We start from the raw sequence: 13,629 nt of genomic DNA, 5'->3' as shown, positions 1-13,629 counted from the left end.
GGGACTACCCGGCGTCCCGGCCGGCTCGGCCGATGGCGTCGCGCAGCTTGGTCTCCCGGAGGGCGTCGCTGTCGTTGCGCGCCGCCAGCGCGAACTCACGACGGGCGAGGCGGCGGATGTCGGCTTCCCCGATGCCGGTCTCCTCGGTCCGTGCCACGACCAGATGCTTGTAGCTCGGCCAGGCGATGTCGATGACGACGTCCGCGAGCGGGTCGGCTCCGACGAGGGAGTCGCCGTCGACACCGAGCCGCTCGGCGACGGCGGTGAGCTGCTCGTCGGTGACTGGCACGACGCCGTCCATCAGCGCTCGCAGTTCGGGCAGCGCTAGTCCCAGCACCGCAGCGACGATCCGCGAGGTGCCCCCGGCTTGCCGGACCTTCTCCGAGTCGAGGAATGCCCCTTCCTCGGCGCCGCCGGTGTTGAAGCACAGCTCGGTCCAGTGTTCGACCATCAGCCGGTCGGCGTCGGTGTTCTCCGCGTCGCGGGCCGAGCCCGGCGCGAAGGCCAGTCCGGGGTCGTCTCCGTCGTCCAGCGCGAAGGAGATCGGCGGGATCCGGTCGGGCGGGAGCAGCCGGCCGAGGCTGCGGTCCAGGAGATGGTTGCCGATCCCAGTCTCCCGGGTGGGCCACAGGGTGACGGAGACACCGAGCGGCGAGTCCTCCACCACCAAGCCTGGTGAGAACGACACCTCACCGGGAAGCGTCACGGGCCAGGCCAAGACGAACCCGTGCTTCGCGGCGGCGATCACCGCGAGCCCCGCCACCTCGCCCTCCCAGGACAGGATCCACAGGTCGCCGGCGCGGACCTGATCGCCCTGCACGCCGCGGTCCCAGAGCTCGTGCGCAGATGCCGGTACGCCTATCGGTCGATCACCGCTCACTCCTCACCTCCCACGGTCGTCGCTGAAAAAGAATCGCCAGAGTACAGGTCATGAGTCGAACAGCCGATTCCGGTAGACCTCTCGGGCCACCTCCACCTCATCCTCGGGCAGCTTTCCCAGGTGCTCGCACTTGCCAGCATGCCCCGTGACGGCCTTGTGAACCGGGTGGATGTAGCGGGAGGTCCACCATCCTGCGGAACCGAGGCGTGTCGCGTGGATCTCGGGCATCGCGCGGCTCGGCTTGTCGCCGGGTTTAGGATCGCTGGTAACTCGCGGGAGACCGGCCCACGTCGTGTCGTCGCGGCGGTCATCCATGCACGCCATCGGCCGCACCGGCTTGCCGACGCGCGCGGGGTGCTCGGTCGAATCCTTGTGTACCCAATAGACATCGCCGAACTCAGCGTCCCCACCTGGCATGAGCGGCAGCCTACAAGCGGGTGCCGACAGCCCCCGGATGCCGCGCTGGCTCAGTTCACACCCCCCAACCGGCCTCAGCCTCACCGCCGTTCCACTCGCGGGCGACTCCCCGAAGAGCGGCGCGGCGCGCACCCCGTCCAGCTCGGTGGGGCTGACGGTGCTTTGGCCAGTGGCACATCCAGCAGGAGCAGACCTCGACACCCGTGAAGATCCACTGCCAGTAGCAGCGACCGGTACGGCTGATGGTCCATTCGGGATCAGGGTCAGGAAGGTCGCACACGCTGCCTGCGCAGCGGTGGACAGGAACGACGCCGACTTCACGGCGTGCGACGCGGACGGCGAACGGAGCGTGGGCATCGGTGCGGGACATCGGCGGATCCTCGGAAACTGTGGCGCCCCAACGAGTCCCGCAGATCCGCTGCGGGATGGGGCTACCGCGGTCTTCGAAGACCGCCAGCCGAGGTCGCTCGCACAATTGGTGGGGCTACTCGCGTGTCTGAGGCATTCGGCGGCTCGGGATTTGAGCGGGGTTCGGACCCAAGGCTTACCTGGTTCATCCGGTGCCATGACCTGTCTTCACCGCCGCGCCACTTCTCAGAGTGCAGCAGGTTGAGCAAGATTCGTTGGCATTGGCGGCAGTATATGTGTTGCCGGCCCACCTTCACCGCAGCTGCGGCGAGTAAGGCGGCGACTCGCGTCCTGACTTCACCGTCGATGACCCTGAGGTGGATGAGATGTAGTAGGACGGCGATTGCGATCTCCGGCGCGGACGCCCTGGCTTGAACTTCAACGTCCTCGGGAGTCAACGGAGTCAACGGTGACTCCCTGATGCGAACGACGATGGCTGCGGTGCCGGTGGACATCAGCAGATCGCTCTTTCTGAGATCAGCGACTTCGCGCCCGGCGTGCCAGTATGCGCCGTCGTACTCGATCCCTATCGGGATGCCGTTGCCACCACGGAAAAGCATGTCGAGCCAAATCCGCTGATCGGCAGGAACCGGCACGCCCTGTTCTCCAGGCCCTAGTACCAGCTGCAACACGCTGAAGATGTCACTTTCGAGCCGAGATGAGCGGGGTTCGTCCGCGGAGCAGTGCGGGCAGACGTCACCGCGCACATAGCGACCCCGCGGTGAACCTGAATACTTTCGGACCATGGGGTGAAGGTATTCACGGGTGCTGACAAGTTGGCGTCCATGCTGGGTCGATCACTCGGCCGGCCCCGCAGGGCGTCTGGGACGGTCACCTGACCTGATGTGCGCGGCCGCGATCTTCCGGCCCTCGTTGAAGTAGGCCATCTCCACCGCGTCCGCTCGGACACCCTCGACAGCTGCGATGCCGTGATTGTGGTCAATCCACCTCGAATGGGTAGATGGATCCCACGGCCCGTTTCGCGAGATATCCCAACCGTCAACCGCTTTCAACGCCACGGCCACGAACTGGTCCAGGATCAGCGCTCGGCCAGTTCGACGGTCACGGGCGTCTGCGGCGTAGAGGAACTTGGTGAAGAACGACGGGCCGAGGTACTTGAGGTAATGCGGCTGCCCTCGCAACATCGCGATGTAAGCGTCGACGGTGTTGCCTCTCTGCACCGTCTCGGCGACCGACTGCAGGGCGTCGTCCACGCGGCGAGAGTCGTTATCCCGGAATACCCGCGCGCGACGGCCGACGAGGAACGCTGAACTCCCGGTACCCCAGACGTAACCAGCGAGCAGCGACTGCGGCAGGCCGTGTCTGTTTGCGGTGTCGAGCAGGTCGGCCCTCGTGATCGTGCGGTAACCGCGGTGCACTGCGGGCAGCTGTTCGAGGAAGTTGCCCCAGCTCTCAGGCACCCGCGGCGTCCACCACGCAGGCCGAAACCGGAAGCCGTGCGCGAGAACCTCATCGTCGGAGCGAAACTCCACGTGACGTCTACCCCCTTGAATCCCCGCGTGCGCGATCGAAACTCCACCGGATGGCCGCGGCCAGATTCGCCATATATCCGGCCTCCAGTTCGCTGTCGTGTTGGCGCTGGATCCACGACGGGTGCTTCACGTTGAAGATGTACGGCACGCCCTTCGGAAGCCGTCCCCGCGGAGGCTCGAACGGCGACACCGAAACCCGCGCCCGCGGGAAGAAGAACCTCATCACCCGTTCGGCGTCACGGCCCAGCGTAATCACCAGCCGCGGCCGGACAATCTCCAGTTCGCGGTGCAGAAACGGGGAGCAATTGACGATCTCGTGCTGATGAGACGCGCGGTTCTTCGGCGGGTGGCAGTGCACCGCGTTGCTGATGAAGAGATTCTTCTTGCCGCGTCCGGCGAGCGCGATGGCCTCATCGATCAGGTCACCGCTGCCTTCGGTGAACGGGATCTGGGTCTCCATACACTTCTCGCACAGACTCTGCCCGACCAGCGCAACCGGTGAGGTCAAGCAGCCGTATCCGGGCGCGGAGGCGGTAACGCCGTCGATGTTCAGCCCGTCGCAGCGCCTGCAACGTTTGATCTGATCGTCGAGGGCGACTTTGAGCAGCTGCCGCGAGGCAACGGTGTCGTGTTCTACCGCGTTCGAGCTCACCGGTGGAGTCTAGGTACGTCGAGACCTGTGACGGGCTAGATCACGGGTAACTGCACCGGCCCGCTGTGGCCAGCCAGCTGCCGCGCCCGCTCAAGGGGGCTCCCCGAATCTCTGACGCCATGTAGGTGTCCGACCCTATCCGCGAACTGCATGTCGGCCCGAACCTCGCCAGCGTCGGCGATGTACACCACCGCGACCGGCTGACTGTGACCGTGGGGCGGGCCCGGGAGGGCACTCGGGGGCGAGTGTGCCGAAGACCCCGCTGGGTCGGTCAAGCAAGAGGTGAGCCCGTCGCATTCCACTGCTGCAGTGCCCGCGAACGTCAGCCGCACCGCAGTGTCGCCGGGCGGTTTCACCGCGACAGTGGTCCACCGGAGCCGGCTCATCGCTGGTCCTCTCCGCATTTCGCGCACCAGGTGATCCGCTCGGGCGCCACCCTCCCGCACCGGCCGCAGGTGTGTGCCAGCTCTGCAAGCGTTGCCCAGACCAGCACGCGCCCAGCGTCGGTGTTGGCGGTGAAGACCGCCCTCGGAATTGGGGTGGCTGCGTCGATCATCTGCACTACGGCGGCGGGTTCCACCTCGGCGAGATCGACGACCAGTCGGTCAATGCAGGCTTGCCAGCCTGGGCGATCACTGGGGATGACCGGATCGTTCACGGCTGCTCCACCATGATCGACGCCGGCTCCGCGAGGATGCGCGCCACCACGTCGCGTTGCCGGTCCGACAGCATCTCCTGGGTGTAGCCATCGCACATAAGCGCCCACCAGACCGTGGCAGTCGACGGGCAACCGGGACAGACGCGCGGACTGATGACGCCGAACCGCCCTTGCCGCGGCGGGTAGTCCCACCCCGCCTCGTACGCCTCGTCCGGCGTCAGGACCTCCTCGACACCACAGCACTCGCACACGTGTCGGAGCACCATCGCGAGCACACCACGGCGGAGCTCGCCAGTGCTCGGCATGATCACATCACCCGCCGGGCGATCGGCGTAGTGCGCGGCGTCGGGCACCGGAACGACTTGGATCCCGCCGACCATCACCGTTTCCCCGGAAAGCATCGCCGCAAGCTCACCGCGGGTGACGAGCACCATACCTTCCGCAGTCCCGGCGTGGGACTGCGCCGCTGTCCGGTCGGTGTCTTCGACCGCACGTACTCGCACCATGCCGCACGGGGAGCCGAGGGTGCGAGCGCTGTGGGGGTCGTCCAACTTGTCGGTGAGCGCCTGCAGGTTTCGGGTCGTGAGTTCGACGCGGCGTGCGTCGGCGTCGTACTTCATCGCTCCTGTCTCGTCAGTACCAGCGTCATCGTCGGCTCGCCGATCGTGACTGCAGGATCGTGCACCCGGAGCGGAACGGTGGTCGCAATTCGGGCGTTCTCCAACCAGTCAGGGCGCCGGGTCGAGCCCCTACGAAGCGTCACTGACATCAATACCAGCGGCGATCATCTTCGGCCACAACCACTCTCGTAGGAACAGCTGCTGACGAGACACTCCCTCTTCGAACGCCAATTGCTCGAGAAAGTCCGCTTCTGGACCCAGCAGCCGGACCTTGCAGTCGCGATTGCGCTGACGCGTTTCGGACCCGCTGCGTTGGGTCCTTTTCGTGTCCGCACTGCTGCGCGGTTGGGAATTCGTCATCACGTGGGCGGGGAGTCTCCTAGTGTCTCGATGCTGGCGCAATCAGTGGTGCGCTCGTCCGTGTACTCAATAAGCGTAATGTTAGTAGGGCAGACATTTTCGTTGGCGCACAGGGTACTTGTGGCGTGCCAACCAGACCCAGCCAAACAGATCCGGAGCGCGCTGAACTCTGGGCTCAGCGCCGACAAGCAGTAGGTCAACGCATTCGCAATTTGAGAATCGAACGCGGGCTCACGCAGGAGGCCCTTGCCCTGGAGTCCGGAGTGACCCGCAACGTGCTGATCCACGTTGAGCATGGAAAGCGTGGCCTGCTCTTCGAACGGCTATACGACTTAGCGGAGGTGCTCGGGATCCCGGCCGGCGACCTGCTGGTTGACGAGACAGGCCCGAAATTGCCCACGAAACCCCCGAGCTCGGACCGCCGCGAGCTCGGCGCTCAATGAATGCGTAGAGAGATCGTTGCAAGCCCCGGCACCGGGCCTTAACTACTCGCATCCCAGCCGCAGCCGACCGCAGTACCGGCCCGTTGATAGCTTTGCACTACTAGTAGCACTTTTGACGGGTGGCCCTCAGGAGTGGCCCCACTGAAGAGCCGGTATTGAGGTAACCAGCCGGTCGCGCAAGTGGTGCGTACCACAGAGCCGTCGCCCACAATTCAGCATCAGTCTCTACTGCCAATCGCGACGTTGGCATGCCCGTACGGTGGCAACGACCCGTGCGCCGTCGTCGGTGAGCCTCATGGGACGTCCGCGCTCAGCGCGTACGAGTAGCTTGGTGCCGAGTTCGCTTTCGATGCGGTTGATTTGAGACACCAGTACGGCCTGACCGACGCCGAGCTCTTCGGCGGCGACCGTGAGCGTGCTGTAACGCGTTGCCGCAGCGAATCGCTCGAGCCGTTCCCGTCCACCGATTCCCGCCAGTGCGGGCCGGATGAGATCCGGTGCCTCAACGGCGACTTGCTCGGCGGCGAGGGTGGAACTGTGGCTGCCGCCACCTCGTCCTCGCATCGGGATGGCGTGAGTTTTGGCCCAGCGTGCCATGTTGGCTGTGCTCATACCGGCCTCGTTGGCAATGTCGGGTAGCGTGCGTCGTTTGTTGACGTACTGGTCGTAGAGCCAGTCCCGGTCGATTGTCGTGCGGGCTTGCAGACCAGGTTCACGTAGCGCCAGATCGTAATCACGGGCGAGTCGGGCGATGATCTGGCGACTGACTCCAACCGACGCCGCAATATCTTTGAGCGACATCCGTTCATGCTCGTAAAGGTCGGCCAAACGCTCCCGTGAAAGCGTCTGCTTGGCGGTCAGATACGCGCGGTTGTAAGGGGTCGAGAGCGTCGCGCCATTATCCGGATCCGGTCGGGGCACGGGGTGGGTCTCCAGAAGGTAGCGCACTGCGTCGAGGCTGGTGTTCAACCGCTGTGCAGCTGCACCGAGCTTGACTCTGTCCGCCGCAATGACTTGGTGCAGACGGGCGATGTCGACCACGGCGGGGTCGGGTCCGGGTAGATCGAGCCCGTCGAGCACTTCCTTTGGCGGGTGCCATGTCACTGGTTCGTCGTCGATGTTCTGGTCGGCCAAGAACTCGCGGGCGTGTTCCTTGAGCGCTTGAGCCAGTTCGGGTGTGAGGTGGCCGGGGAAGTCGGCGGTCTTGGTGCGAAAAGCGCTGTCGTCCCGAGCCCATGGCGACGTGCTGGCGGGACGCCCGCTAAGGCGCTCGAACAGAAAGCAGCGGGCGATCCGCGCCCTGGCCGGACCCGGTCCCGGGGTGGCGGTGTCGCGGCAGATCTGTGTCCATATCTTGTCGGGCAGCAGCATCGTGTAGTCGAGCTGGCGGCGGCGCTGGTAGTTGATCGGAACGCCATGGTCGGCGAGGTAGTCGGCCATGCGGATGAGAGCAGCGCGAATACTCGACCACTGGTCCTGCTTTTGCAGCAGCTGCAGAACCCGAGATACGGCGTGGCCCGTGATGGGATAGTCAATCGCGCCAGCGGCTTCGTCGAGGTTGAGCTTGCTGTTGACCAGCAGAAGGATGCTGGACAGTGCTGGACGCAGTTGCCATTGGTGACACGTCTCAATCGCCAGCGGTAGCGACCAGATCGGCCACAGCATTGAGGGCACACGGCGCGACATGTCCGCGGTGCGCTGCGCGCCAGCGGCCGGCTGAGCGGGTACTGGAGTGCCGATACGGTAACGCAATTGATCGCTTGGATTGAGCAGTGGCCCCAGGGCGGTGAGCTGAACTCCGGTGAGCACCGGCGACGTGTTCTTACCCCACGAGATGTTCGTGGCGTTCACAGCCGATCCGCGTTCCCTCGAGGAGGTCACCAACCAACGCAGCGAGTCCCCGGCGTGCGCCACGTCGGGGCGATCAAGGGCTTTCAAGGCAGCTACCACGCCGACGCCGGCAGTTACGGCCCGTGCCGGTGCCGCCAGCCCAGGCTTCGTATCGGTTCGTGCCGGACCGCGCCGGACATCCGAGGGCTCACCAGTGGCCCGGTAGATGCGGTTGAGGTCTTGCGGGATAACGGCTTCCAGGTCTTGGGGTGTGGCGTAGGCCAGCGCGCGGCCGGCGACGGCCCGGATATCCGAGAGAACGTTGAGTCGTGGCTGCGGCGATGCCTGGTACACCCCGAACGTTGGGGTCTCGCTGTCGAGGACGCTGTTCACGACCCGCTGTGCGTGTATCACTGGGTGATCTGTATCGAATGAGGCGACGGTCGCGGTGGTGAGGTCGGCGCCGCACCTCGGTGGGGTGCGGCCGGTTGCGTCCGCGGCCGGGTGCGAACAGCGTCCGGGTTGCGGAATGATGTCGCCGATGTGTGTGCGACGGCGTTGGACCGCGTCGCAGTGTGGACAGGCATCGGACAGTAGACAGTTATGGGTGGTGCAGGCGAACGTCCAGCCCAGTCGCCATCTCAGTTGCCAGCGTCCCCCGGTCGTGTCCAAACATGCTGGGCAGAACCGCGATCCCCGTCCCCGGCCCCAGGGGAAGGCTCGACTGAGCATCCGTGAGTCGGGCTTGATGCGCACCGCCCGATCCGAATAGTGCTGCAGCGTCATCATTTCCAGCGCATCACGGTCGATTCCGGTCGCCGTCCTGATCATGTCGGCTTCGTCAGAATTCAGGCGCACGATCCAGGCGGTGGTGTCCATCCCGTTGTGGGGGCTCAGCCCGACGGCGGTCAGGAGGTCTCCGAAGGCGGTGTGGGTGCGGTGAGCGATCGCTTCCAGCCACGAGTCGATCGCCTCACCCCCGATCGGGGCAATGCGCATCGGCAGTGTGCGCACGGCGTTCATCCGGCCTTGCCGATCCTTGTCGTCAGTCTTCGCGCCTCGAAGGCCGTTTCGAGTTCCCGGCGGGCCTTTTCCGATGCCTCGTCGTTCTTGACGAGATCCATCAGCTCACGGGATAACAGTTCCGCCCCCGTGCGCACGGCTCGTTGGCAGCCCCGATTGATCAGAGTCATCAGCGAACCGATGTGTCCGGTGCTGCGGGCGAACAGATACTCCGAGAGGTCGTCGGCCAACATGCCGGGGTGCTTGTCAGCCAGCGCGATCCGCTGCTCGAGGGCGAGGAGCAGTTGGCGCCATTCGCGGCGGCCCTCATCGGTGTTGATCACGAACGGGCCGATGTCGAGCTTGGTGGTGCGTCTGCCGGTTTGAGCGATCACCGCGTCTTCGTATGAATGCCCTTCGGAGAATAGCCCCCGCGCCGCCAACCCGACGCCGACGAAGACGAGGGTGACGGGAAACTCGTTGGCGATGTATTTGAAGTGGTTGCTGATCTCCACGCCGACGGTGTTGCGCCATCGCAGAAAATGCAGATCATCAACGATCAGCAGCTTGGTCTCGCAGGCCAGTACGCAGTCCAGTGCCCGGTGAGCGAAGTGGGCGGCGTTGCCGCGGGACATCCCCGGATGAGCAAAGAACGACAACATGGCCCGGTTGAATTCGACCATGCCGGTGTTGCCGGTCAACCCGACCCGGCATACCGGCCACCGCTCGTGACCCTCAGTGGTTTCAGTCCCCAATTCTTTGATCTCGCGACGGTGGAACTTCCTGGCGAAATCCAGCACCGATGTGGTCTTCCCTAGTCCGGGAAAGGCATCGATCGCCACCGCTCCTTTGGCCTTGTCGCCGTCTTGGACGTTACTGTCGACGATGTCCCACAAGTCTTCATGCAGGGCGGCCAGCTGCGGTGTTCTGATCGGGCCGAGATTGGCGTGCCACTCACGGCGCTGCCGATTGTAGTCGTCGTGGGCATCTTCGCTGAGCGACTCAATTTGCTTGCGGGTCAACGGCTCCGGTGGAATCCGGGCAGCGGTGTTCACAAATCGCTGCCAACCCTCTTTGCGGGCCAACGTCAGATTGTCCAGCCGGGCCTCGGTCTCCGGTTGGGCCGGATTTTTCTTGGCCATCACGCGTCGTCCAGCGCGTCGGCGTAAAAGTCGTTGGCGGGGTCGTCGAGTTCGTCCTCGGCGTCGTCATCGCCGGTCTCGGGATCGGGTTCTTCGATCGTCGTGTCCGTGTCCTCGTCGGCGGCAGGATCTGCTGTCGCCAACACGCGAGCGACCGACGGCAGAGCGGCGACCTCGTCCTGTATCTCAGTCTCGTCGATCAGGGTGGCGTCGCGGGAGAGCCGCAAAGCCATTCGCCGTTCGGCCAGCGTAGAGCCTAGTCCGAGGTTCCACCGCTCCAACAGATCCGCCACCGCGAGCCGGTCATCGGGGTAGGTGTACTTCGACGCGGCGAGCTTGCGCGCGAACTGCAGCGCGTCCTCACTGAGCGGCATCTGCAACGACGGGGCATGCTCCCACACCAGTGGGTGCCACTTGCGCGTATCGGGATCGCGGAAATAGGCGCGGGTGATGTCGTCAGGATCGTAGTGAATGGGCCAGCGGCCCTTGGCTTTCCCTTTGTACGGGCTGGTCATGTTACGAAACGGGTTCAGTGACGGCCCGTTGTAGCGGCGGGAACCGAAGTCCACTCCATAGTGCTGGATCTTCCGGAACTCGGTCTTGAGGAACTCGTAGGCCAAATCGGGATCGCGCGGAGCCTCGATGTAGCCGGCGCGAGCGACGCCGTGCTCAAACATCTGCGCCGGCGACATCCGCAATCCCGGCACATGCGGATCGATCAAGCTGTCATGCGGTCGGCGGTGATACACCACAGCCACCCACTCGCGGATGATCGCCTCCAACTCGTCCAGGTAGAAGAACGCCTCAGATTCCGGATCCAGTCCGCGGGAGTGCACATCCGGGCCCTTGTAGCCCGGCAGCGCCTGCAACAAGTCCTCGCGGATGGTGCGGAAGAATCGCTCCACGGGGCCCTTGTCACGTCCCGTCCGCAGTCGCGCAGGCTGGATCGAAATCCCCATCCGCTGACAGACGCTGGTCAAATGCTCGGATACATAGATCTTGCCGTGATCAATAATGACCGTTTCCGGCACGATCGCTGGCCCGGCCGCGCCGACCAGGGACCCAGCGATCGCGTCGACATCGATCAGGACTGACCTTGGGACTCCGTGCTCGGGCCATACCGCTTGCGCTGGCCAATCCTTTCCCGCTGGTCGGGGCCGGTAAGCCTGATACAGCACTGACGCTGCGTCGACCGACTTCGTGGACACCGGCGTCAATCTGATTCCTGTGACGCACCGGGTGTACCAGTCCATTCCGATCGACAGTTCGGCCTGCACCCACCGCAACGTGATCGGATCCATCGCAAAAACATCCAGCCGCGTGGTGTCCATCAACAGGTACTCACCCGGCCGGGTCGGGCGCAGCTTTCCATACACACCATCCGGCCGTTCAGCAATGTCGCGGTTCCGTTTGGTGCTCAACCGAAACGTCGGGTACCGGCTCTCCAGCTCGGCAAGGACGCGGAATGCCGTTGCGCGGGACGGTAATTCCACGACCCCCTCGCCGAACCGCGCGACGACTCTAGCGTTGGTTCTGTTGATTACCATCGTCTGCGAAGGACGCGACTGGTCTGTGTGCTCCACCATCACTTCAATGGCGGTCTCGGTCCACCGCGGGTCTACATTCGCCCCCGGGCCTGCAGTCCTTTTCGCCCGCGTCGACGCCAGACCCGCTTCACCGTACTTCTGGAACTGCTGAACCCAACGTTCGATTGACCGGACCCCAGCACCAAGCTCCCGCCCTTTGCTTGCGTAACGCCTCGACAGTGGCACAACGGCTTGGTACTCCGGCCGCGGCTCCCCAGGAAGCGCCAACTCCGCACTACCCGAACGGAATCCGGTGAGCACTTCGCGGACGTGCGCCGCTCGCTCGATCATCTCGTTGCGCTCGACGTCGCTGAGCTGTGCGAGAACAACCCCGGCAGGCTCGAAGTCGTCATCGCTGCACGGTCCCTCCGAATCCGGGACTACTCGTGTGCTGTCTGACAGGAGAAGGTCATTGAGGCGGGCTCGGATGACCGCCTTCTTCGACGTCCCTTTCAATACGACGTCCATGCCTGTCTGACCAGTGTGGATCTCAACGATCTCCACCAACTCACCATCGTGCACGAGCCTAGTACCCACACCGATTCGTACCCCAGCTGAAGTCATATCGACATCCTCAGTTCTGTTCGCCCGCTTAGTCGCTCGCTCAGATCGATTAGAAGTTCTTGACGCCAGAGAAGGTGCAGCACAGCAGACTTGACATGATTGATCGGCTCCCCTGGCAGACACCTGAACGCATCCGCAAGTTGTAAGCCAACCAGATTCTTCTCCCGCACTTGTGCCAGCAGCTCTGGGCGGAACATCCAACTGCGCCGGTATCCCGCAAGGAAACGGACATTCTCCAACTCAACTGCGTTGGGTTCGGTCGCCACTTCATAGCGCCAGCCGCGCGCCTCAACGAGTCCGCGGGTCCACTCGAATGTGAAAGCGACCTTGGGATCCGAGAGACGGCCGGCGGGCTTCACATCCACGACTACAGGGCCTGCATCGGTGATCAAGAGATAGTCCGGGATGTGCTTTCGTGGCTTGCGATCGACCGTAGCTCGGAGCAGGAATGGCTGGGCGACAATTTGCCGCGCGCTGGTATCAAAATCGGCAAAGAGCAAGCGGGACAATTCAAGTCGCGATTCATAGATGACGTGACGGCCAACGGTGCTCGACCAGTAGGTCCCCGAGTAGTGCTTCTGCCCGCGGTGCCACCGAAACGTCCGCCACGGAGCCGCGTTGGCAAGTTCGTTGATACCCACCGAAGCCCACTCTCGGGCAACCTCACTGAGGTCGTCAGCACGTCGGTATGAGACAGAGGCAGTCGGCACCTTGTCTCCACTGCGGCCCATCGCAACCACCTCTGCCCTGCAATCGGATCTAACTGCTCTGACGGCCCGATCATCACATAGCCGCCGGCGCAGGCCTCGGATTGACCAACCCGCGTGTCTCACGAACCTGGCGGATCCGCCATCGCTCCGCCATCACTCGTGAGATTCCGCCACGTTCCGTGAGAACCTACACAGCTACGACCTACGCGCCATATTGGTGAATCGCGAGAAGTGAAGCTGGTGCGCCACAGTGATATTCGCCGTCGGGCCGTTACGATGCTTGCCCAGGATGATGTCTGCTTCACCACCACGCGGATCTTCCCGGTCGATCGCGTCGGGGCGGTGCAGCAGCAGGACCATGTCGACTATCCTGCTCCAGCGTGCCCGATTCGCGAAGGTCAGACACTTGCGGCCGTCTTGTCGGTGCGTTGCTCGGGCCTCGGTTCAGCTGGCTGATCGCGATCACCGGCACGTCGAGTTCCTTGGCCATCAGCTTTAGGCTTCGCGAGAAGTCCGACACTTCCTGCTGACGTGACTCGTACTTCTTGCCCGAGGCTCATCGACTGCAAGTAGTCGACGACGACAAGCCGAAGGTCCGTCTTCTGGGCCAGCCGTCGGGCCTTGGCGCGGATCTCCATCATGGTCAGGTTCGGCGAATCGTCGATGAACAGCGGCGCCGCGCTGATCTGGCTAATCCGGGGGCCAACTTGGTCCAGTCCTCGTCGCTCATCCGACCGAGCGCATATCGGCGAGTTTGATCCTGGCCTCCGCCGAGAGCAGTCGCATGACGATCTCGAACTTGCTCATCTGCAGCGAGAAGATGACGCTGGCCATCCGGTGCTTGATCGAGCAGGACCGCATGAA

General features: G+C 64.0%; 12 protein-coding genes and 1 pseudogene. 1 reads left to right on the top strand and 12 read right to left on the bottom strand.

Annotation, left to right across the window (positions count from 1 at the left end):
* Positions 1 to 4: 4 nt before the first annotated feature.
* The 6 genes from ACNQVK_RS02325 to ACNQVK_RS02300 form a co-directional block, all read right to left on the bottom strand.
* Complete coding sequence (locus tag ACNQVK_RS02325; protein WP_418028062.1) at positions 5 to 880, bottom strand: hypothetical protein; 876 nt, start codon at positions 878 to 880, stop codon at positions 5 to 7.
* A 48-nt stretch (positions 881 to 928) separates the two neighbouring features.
* Positions 929 to 1,297, bottom strand: coding sequence for a hypothetical protein (locus tag ACNQVK_RS02320; protein WP_377151813.1), 369 nt, complete (start codon positions 1,295 to 1,297; stop codon positions 929 to 931).
* A gap of 1,205 nt (positions 1,298 to 2,502) precedes the next feature.
* Positions 2,503 to 3,126 carry a hypothetical protein gene (locus ACNQVK_RS02315; RefSeq protein ID WP_418028063.1) on the bottom strand — a complete coding sequence of 208 codons (624 nt, stop codon included), beginning with the start codon at positions 3,124 to 3,126 and terminating at the stop codon, positions 2,503 to 2,505.
* A gap of 79 nt (positions 3,127 to 3,205) precedes the next feature.
* The gene (locus ACNQVK_RS02310; RefSeq protein WP_418028064.1) at positions 3,206 to 3,850 is read right to left on the bottom strand and encodes a uracil-DNA glycosylase family protein; all 645 of its coding nucleotides are present in this window, start codon (positions 3,848 to 3,850) and stop codon (positions 3,206 to 3,208) included.
* A gap of 382 nt (positions 3,851 to 4,232) precedes the next feature.
* On the bottom strand, positions 4,233 to 4,508 hold the full coding sequence (locus ACNQVK_RS02305) for a hypothetical protein (RefSeq protein ID WP_418028065.1): 276 nt from the start codon (positions 4,506 to 4,508) through the stop codon (positions 4,233 to 4,235).
* Positions 4,505 to 5,128: a hypothetical protein gene (locus tag ACNQVK_RS02300; RefSeq protein WP_418028066.1), complete on the bottom strand. Its 624-nt coding sequence runs from the start codon at positions 5,126 to 5,128 to the stop codon at positions 4,505 to 4,507. The genes ACNQVK_RS02305 and ACNQVK_RS02300 overlap by 4 nt, the downstream gene beginning before the upstream one ends.
* 485 nt (positions 5,129 to 5,613) lie before the next feature.
* On the opposite strand from ACNQVK_RS02300, the gene ACNQVK_RS02295 reads away from it, so the two are divergent.
* Positions 5,614 to 5,931 carry a helix-turn-helix domain-containing protein gene (locus ACNQVK_RS02295; protein WP_418028067.1) on the top strand — a complete coding sequence of 106 codons (318 nt, stop codon included), beginning with the start codon at positions 5,614 to 5,616 and terminating at the stop codon, positions 5,929 to 5,931.
* Positions 5,932 to 6,156: 225 nt separating this feature from the next.
* Here the strand turns inward: ACNQVK_RS02295 and ACNQVK_RS02290 are convergent, their stop codons facing one another.
* The 6 genes and pseudogenes from ACNQVK_RS02290 to ACNQVK_RS02265 all read right to left on the bottom strand — a co-directional run.
* Positions 6,157 to 8,784, bottom strand: coding sequence for a TniQ family protein (locus ACNQVK_RS02290; protein WP_418028068.1), 2,628 nt, complete (start codon positions 8,782 to 8,784; stop codon positions 6,157 to 6,159).
* On the bottom strand, positions 8,781 to 9,905 hold the full coding sequence (locus ACNQVK_RS02285) for an ATP-binding protein (RefSeq protein ID WP_418028069.1): 1,125 nt from the start codon (positions 9,903 to 9,905) through the stop codon (positions 8,781 to 8,783). Before ACNQVK_RS02285 ends, ACNQVK_RS02290 begins: the two co-directional genes overlap by 4 nt.
* Entirely contained in the window at positions 9,905 to 12,055 is a 2,151-nt protein-coding gene (locus tag ACNQVK_RS02280; protein WP_418028070.1) for a Mu transposase C-terminal domain-containing protein, read from the bottom strand. Before ACNQVK_RS02280 ends, ACNQVK_RS02285 begins: the two co-directional genes overlap by 1 nt.
* Positions 12,052 to 12,696, bottom strand: a complete 645-nt coding sequence (locus ACNQVK_RS02275; RefSeq protein WP_418028071.1) for a TnsA-like heteromeric transposase endonuclease subunit — start codon at positions 12,694 to 12,696, stop codon at positions 12,052 to 12,054. The genes ACNQVK_RS02280 and ACNQVK_RS02275 overlap by 4 nt, the downstream gene beginning before the upstream one ends.
* Before the next feature lie 264 nt (positions 12,697 to 12,960).
* On the bottom strand, positions 12,961 to 13,125 hold the full coding sequence (locus ACNQVK_RS02270) for a DnaB-like helicase C-terminal domain-containing protein (RefSeq protein WP_418028451.1): 165 nt from the start codon (positions 13,123 to 13,125) through the stop codon (positions 12,961 to 12,963).
* 1 nt (position 13,126) lies between these two features.
* Positions 13,127 to 13,629: pseudogene (locus tag ACNQVK_RS02265) on the bottom strand (DnaB-like helicase C-terminal domain-containing protein); the annotation flags it as partial.

The sequence above is a fragment of the Mycobacterium sp. 134 genome, assembly GCF_048282715.1.
GTDB lineage: Bacteria > Actinomycetota > Actinomycetes > Mycobacteriales > Mycobacteriaceae > Mycobacterium > Mycobacterium septicum.
The sequence above is the reverse complement of the archived record's forward strand: the minus strand, read 5'-3'. Positions and strand labels throughout refer to the sequence as shown.

What these genes read in the sequence shown, in the direction of transcription:
- ACNQVK_RS02290 (WP_418028068.1), bottom strand. Translation starts at nt 8,784, where the DNA reads ATGAACGCCGTGCGCACACTGCCGATGCGCATTGCCCCGATCGGGGGT.
- ACNQVK_RS02270 (WP_418028451.1), bottom strand. Translation starts at nt 13,125, where the DNA reads ATGGTCCTGCTGCTGCACCGCCCCGACGCGATCGACCGGGAAGATCCG.
- ACNQVK_RS02280 (WP_418028070.1), bottom strand. Translation starts at nt 12,055, where the DNA reads ATGACTTCAGCTGGGGTACGAATCGGTGTGGGTACTAGGCTCGTGCAC.
- ACNQVK_RS02300 (WP_418028066.1), bottom strand. Translation starts at nt 5,128, where the DNA reads ATGAAGTACGACGCCGACGCACGCCGCGTCGAACTCACGACCCGAAAC.
- ACNQVK_RS02320 (WP_377151813.1), bottom strand. Translation starts at nt 1,297, where the DNA reads ATGCCAGGTGGGGACGCTGAGTTCGGCGATGTCTATTGGGTACACAAG.
- ACNQVK_RS02285 (WP_418028069.1), bottom strand. Translation starts at nt 9,905, where the DNA reads ATGGCCAAGAAAAATCCGGCCCAACCGGAGACCGAGGCCCGGCTGGAC.